Genomic DNA, 4,833 nt, shown 5'->3' with positions numbered 1-4,833 from the left:
GCCGGGCCATGGCGTCGAGGCCGCGGGCGAAGCCCTGCAACCACTCGGCTTCGGCCTTCGGCAAGGTCAGGGCCAGGGTGAAGGCCAGGGGCGCGGCGCCCATCGCCGCCAGGTCGCTGGCGGAGACCGCCAGGGCGCGCTGGGCAAGAAGGAAAGGGTCGCAACCGGCGGGAAAATGCACACCTTCCACCAGGGTGTCGGTGGAGACCGCCAGCTGTTCGCCGGCAGGCGGCGCCAGCAGGGCACAGTCGTCGCCGATGCCGAGGGCCACCTCCGTCGCCGGCGCCGCGCAGGCGGCCGCGGCGAAGAAGCGGCGGATCAGCTCGAACTCACCCATGACGCCGCCGGCGCGGGATCAGCGCTTGCCGCCGCGCAGCTCGGCGGCGCGCAGGCGCGGCGCCAGCTTGTCGAGCACGCCGTTGACGAACTTGTGGCCGTCGGTGGCGCCGAAGGTCTTGGCCAGCTCGATGCCCTCGTTGATCACTACCTTGTAGGGCACGTCGATGCGGTTGCGCAGCTCGTAGGTGGACAGCCGCAGGATGGCCAGCTCGACCGGGTCGATCTCGGCCAGCGGGCGGTCCAGGCAGGGCTCGAAGGTGGAGTCCAGCTCGCTCTTCTGTCGCGGCACGCCGTGCAGGATCTCGTGGAAGTAGGCGCCGTCGACCTCGGAGAAGTCGTTGTCGGTGCGGAACTGCGCCTCGATCTCGTGCAGGGGCTGGCCGGCGATCTGCCAGGAGTACAGGGCCTGGACGGCCAGGCTGCGGGCCTTGCGGCGAGCGGCGGTCTTGCCTTTCGGCGGCTTGGCTGCCGGGTTGCCGCTGTCTTGATTGCTCACTTGGCCTCCAACTGCGCCAGCAGGCTGACCATTTCCAGGGCCGACAGCGCGGCTTCGGCGCCCTTGTTGCCGGCCTTGGTGCCGGAGCGCTCGATGGCCTGCTCGATGGAGTCGACGGTGAGGACGCCGAAGGCGACCGGGATGCCGAACTGCAGGGACACCTGGGCCAGGCCCTTGGTGCACTCGCCGGCCACGTATTCGAAGTGCGGGGTGCCGCCACGGATCACCGCGCCGAGGGCGATGATGGCGTCGAAGCCGCCTTGCTGGGCGACCTTCTGGGTCACCAGCGGGATCTCGAAGGCACCCGGGGCGCGGATGATGGTGATCTCGCTTTCAGCCACGCCGTGGCGGACCAGGGCGTCGACGGCGCCGCTGACCAGGCTTTCCACGACGAAGCTGTTGAAGCGGCCGACCACCAGGGCGTAGCGGCCTTTGGGAGCAATGAAGGTACCTTCGATGGTCTTCAGGGTCATGAGCAGGTCTCATCTGTTAAAGAGCCGGGGCGCCGTTGCGCCCCGAGCGAAAAGGGTCGAAAGGTCGGTCCAGCATAGCGCCCGCCGCGATCTTGCACGCGGCGGGCGGGACAGGCCTTATTCGGCGGGCAGGTATTCTACAACTTCCAGGTCGAAACCGGATATCGCATTGAAGCGCATCGGCGCACTCAGCAGGCGCATCTTGCGCACGCCGAGGTCACGCAGGATCTGCGAGCCGGCACCGACGGTGCTGTAGGTGGTGGTGGCCTTGGGCGCCGGGGCCGGCGCCGAAGCGATCTCGCGGACATGGGCGAGCAGGTCGTCGCCGCCGATCTGGTGGCCGAGCAGCAGCACCACGCCGCTGCCCGCCTCGGCGACCTTGGTCATCGCCGCGCGCAGGCTCCAGCGGCCCGGCTGGTTGACCTGCAGCAGGTCGCGCAGCGGGTCCATGTTGTGCACGCGGACCAGGGTGGGCTCTTCCGCGCAGACCTTGCCGAGGGTCAGCGCCAGGTGCACGTCGCCCTCCACCGAGTCGCGGTAGGTGATCAGGTTGAAGTGGCCCAGTTCGCTGTCCAGCGGCTGCTCGGCGATGCGCTCGACGGTGCGCTCGTGGATCAGCCGGTAGTGGATCAGGTCGGCAATGGTGCCGATCTTGATCCCGTGCTCGGCGGCGAACGCCTCCAGTTCGGGCCGGCGAGCCATGCTGCCGTCGTCGTTCATCACCTCGCAGATCACCCCGGACGGTTCGAACCCGGCCATCCGCGCCAGGTCGCAAGCCGCCTCGGTGTGCCCGGCGCGAGCCAGGGTACCGCCTGGCTGTGCCATCAGCGGGAAGATGTGGCCGGGGCTGACGATGTCGGCGGCCACGGCGTTCTTCGCCGCCGCAGCCTGCACGGTGCGGGCGCGGTCCGCGGCGGAGATGCCGGTGGTGACGCCCTCGGCGGCCTCGATGGAGACAGTGAACTTGGTGCCGAAGCCGGAGCCGTTGCGCTGCACCATCAGCGGCAGGCCGAGGCGCTCGCAACGCTCGCGGGTCATCGGCATGCAGACCAGGCCGCGGGCATGCTTGACCATGAAGTTGATGTCTTCGGTGCGGACGCATTCGGCGGCCATGATCAGGTCGCCTTCGTTCTCGCGGTCCTCGTCATCCATCAGGATGACCATCTTGCCTTGGCGGATGTCTTCGATCAGTTCGTCGATCGTGTTGAGTGCCATGGGCACCCCCTTATGCAATTCGTGGGTTACTTGAGAAAACCGTTCTCGGCGAGAAACGCTTCGCTGATGCCGGAGGCGCTGGGCTCGGCGGCCTTGTCGCCAAGCAGCAGGCGCTCCAGGTAACGGGCCAGCAGGTCGACCTCGAGGTTGACCCGGCGTCCGGGCTGGTACTCGGCCATGATGGTTTCGCTGAGCGTATGCGGGACGATGGTCAGCTCGAACTCCGCGCCGTTCACCGCGTTCACCGTGAGGCTGGTGCCGTCGACGGTGATCGAGCCCTTGTGCGCGATGTACCTGGCCAGTTCGCGCGGGGCGCGTACGGTGAACTGGATGGCGCGGGCGTTCTCCTCGCGCTTGAGCACCTCGCCGACGCCGTCGACGTGGCCGCTCACCAGGTGTCCGCCGAGGCGGGTGGTCGGCGTCAGGGCCTTTTCCAGGTTCACCCGGCTGCCCACCTTCAGGTGCTGGAAGGCGGTGCGCGCCAGGCTCTCGCGGCTGACGTCGGCCCAGAAGCCATCGCCGGGCAGTTCCACCGCGGTCAGGCAGACGCCGTTGACCGCGATGCTGTCGCCAAGCTTGACGTCGCCCAGGTCGAGCTTGCCGGTGGCGATGTAGACCCGCAGGTCGCCGCCCTTGGGCGTCATCGCGCGGACGCTGCCGATCGATTCGATTATGCCGGTGAACATGCGACCTCCCGTTTTTCCGCCGCACAGGCGCGCAGCATGGCCGGCGCGACGCCGAGCGGCCTGCGTGCCATAGCGCGGGTATTCCAAGATGAAGACATATGACGAACTCCTGTTTCGTGAAAAACAGGGCTTTTTGGATCGAAGGGGATCTTGCGGGCGCACAGGGTACGCCCAGGCAGGCAATCCCGTTCTCTCTTTATCCGGACTATGACCGTCGGCCCCGGAATCGCACCGGGTCTGCTGACCTTGTCGTCCGGCGGTGGCCGGTCCGGCAAGCGCTCGCGGGCTAGGCGCCTTGCGCGCCATTACCGCCGGTGGGGACTTTCACCCCGCCCTGAGAACGTTACGGCCACCGAGATGGCCGTGTGGCGTTTTACCACAGTTGCGCCGCTTGTGCATCGTCCGCCGCGTCGCCGCGCAGCGAAGTTCAAGCGTCCCGCGGATGGGGCCGCGCGGTGACCAGCCAGTCGTCGCCCACCGCGCGGATGTCGTCGATCCGCAACTGCGCCGCATCGGCCATCCGCGTCAGCGGCCAGTCGAGCAAAGGACGGGCGCTGGAGCCGAGGAACTTCGGCGCGACGAACAGCCGGTACTCATCCACCAGCCCCAGTCGAGCGAAGGCGCCGGCCAGGCGGGGGCCGGCCTCCACCAGCACTTCGTTGGCGCCGCGCGCCGCCAGTTCCACGAGCAACTTGTGCAGGTCGACATGCCCCTCGGCGGAGGGCAGCGCCAGCAGTTCGTGACCGGCGTCCTGGAAGCGTTCGCGCGCCGAGGCGGCGGCGCAGGTCGCCACCAGTGCCGGACCGGCCTGGTAGAACGCCGACTCCAGCGGCACCCGCAGGCGCCCGTCGACCAGCACCCGCAACGGCTGGCGAGCCGCGGCGAGCGCGGTAAGCTCGGCGTTCAGGCCCAGTTCGTCGGGGCGTACGTTGAGCCGCGCATCGTCCGCCAGCAGCGTATCGGCGCCGGACAACACCACGCTGGAGCGAGCGCGCAAGCGCTGCACCGCCGAACGCGCGGAGGGCCCGGTGATCCACTGGCTTTCCCCGCTGGCCATGGCGGTGCGCCCGTCCAGGCTCATCGCCAGCTTGACCCGGACGAACGGCAGGCCATGTTCCATGCGCTTGATGAAACCGATGTTGAGTTCCCGCGCCTCGGCTTCGAGGACCCCGCTCTGCACCACGATGCCGGCCTGCATCAGACGCAGCAGGCCGCGACCGGCGACCTCGGGGTTGGGATCCTGCATCGCCGCGACCACCCGCGCCACCCCGGCGCCCACCAGCGCGTCGGCGCACGGCGGGGTGCGGCCGAAGTGGCTGCAGGGCTCGAGGGTCACGTAGGCGGTGGCGCCGCGTGCATTCTCGCCGGCCTGGCGCAGGGCATGGACCTCGGCGTGCGGCTCGCCGGCGCGGACGTGCCAGCCCTCGCCGACCACCTGGCCGTCCTTGACCAGCACGCAGCCGACGCGCGGATTCGGATGGGTGGAGTACAGCCCCTGGCGCGCCAGTTCCAGGGCGCGGGCCATGTACAGCGGGTCGGCACCATGCATTGTCCCTTCTGCGGTGCCCATGACACCAAAGTGATTGACTCGCGACTGGTCGCCGAGGGCGATCAGGTGCGCCGG

General features: G+C 68.9%; 7 protein-coding genes and 1 riboswitch. Of the genes, 1 reads left to right on the top strand and 6 read right to left on the bottom strand.

The window, feature by feature from the left end:
- The 6 genes from FFS27_RS28650 to ribD all read right to left on the bottom strand — a co-directional run.
- Positions 1-337: AIR synthase related protein (locus tag FFS27_RS28650; protein WP_256659689.1), on the bottom strand; the 337-nt coding region annotated here is incomplete at its 3' end.
- Between the two features lie 18 nt (positions 338-355).
- Positions 356-835 (bottom strand): transcription antitermination factor NusB, encoded by a 480-nt coding sequence (gene nusB / locus FFS27_RS28645; protein WP_003093308.1) that lies wholly within the window; start codon positions 833-835, stop codon positions 356-358.
- Positions 832-1,308 (bottom strand): 6,7-dimethyl-8-ribityllumazine synthase, encoded by a 477-nt coding sequence (gene ribH / locus FFS27_RS28640; RefSeq protein ID WP_003093311.1) that lies wholly within the window; start codon positions 1,306-1,308, stop codon positions 832-834. Before ribH ends, nusB begins: the two co-directional genes overlap by 4 nt.
- 117 nt (positions 1,309-1,425) lie before the next feature.
- On the bottom strand, positions 1,426-2,523 hold the full coding sequence (ribBA, locus tag FFS27_RS28635) for a bifunctional 3,4-dihydroxy-2-butanone-4-phosphate synthase/GTP cyclohydrolase II (RefSeq protein ID WP_003093313.1): 1,098 nt from the start codon (positions 2,521-2,523) through the stop codon (positions 1,426-1,428).
- A 26-nt stretch (positions 2,524-2,549) separates the two neighbouring features.
- Positions 2,550-3,209 carry a riboflavin synthase gene (locus FFS27_RS28630; protein ID WP_003093316.1) on the bottom strand — a complete coding sequence of 220 codons (660 nt, stop codon included), beginning with the start codon at positions 3,207-3,209 and terminating at the stop codon, positions 2,550-2,552.
- Positions 3,210-3,392: 183 nt separating this feature from the next.
- Positions 3,393-3,555, bottom strand: a riboswitch (FMN riboswitch).
- Between the two features lie 81 nt (positions 3,556-3,636).
- Positions 3,637-4,758, bottom strand: coding sequence for a bifunctional diaminohydroxyphosphoribosylaminopyrimidine deaminase/5-amino-6-(5-phosphoribosylamino)uracil reductase RibD (gene ribD / locus FFS27_RS28625; RefSeq protein WP_137952373.1), 1,122 nt, complete (start codon positions 4,756-4,758; stop codon positions 3,637-3,639).
- On the opposite strand from ribD, the gene FFS27_RS28620 reads away from it, so the two are divergent.
- The coding region (locus FFS27_RS28620; protein ID WP_442962192.1) for an NrdR family transcriptional regulator at positions 4,753-4,833 on the top strand (81 nt) is incomplete at its 3' end. The two genes, ribD and FFS27_RS28620, sit on opposite strands and share 6 nt — an antisense overlap.

The sequence above is a fragment of the Pseudomonas sp. 2VD genome (assembly GCF_005503585.1).
Taxonomy (GTDB): domain Bacteria; phylum Pseudomonadota; class Gammaproteobacteria; order Pseudomonadales; family Pseudomonadaceae; genus Pseudomonas; species Pseudomonas aeruginosa.
This window is presented reverse-complemented; position numbering and strand designations above follow the sequence as displayed.

Coding starts and splice junctions, on each gene's coding strand:
- ribD (WP_137952373.1), bottom strand. CDS start 4,758: ATGCATGGTGCCGACCCGCTGTACATGGCCCGCGCCCTGGAACTGGCG.
- ribH (WP_003093311.1), bottom strand. CDS start 1,308: ATGACCCTGAAGACCATCGAAGGTACCTTCATTGCTCCCAAAGGCCGC.
- FFS27_RS28630 (WP_003093316.1), bottom strand. CDS start 3,209: ATGTTCACCGGCATAATCGAATCGATCGGCAGCGTCCGCGCGATGACG.
- ribBA (WP_003093313.1), bottom strand. CDS start 2,523: ATGGCACTCAACACGATCGACGAACTGATCGAAGACATCCGCCAAGGC.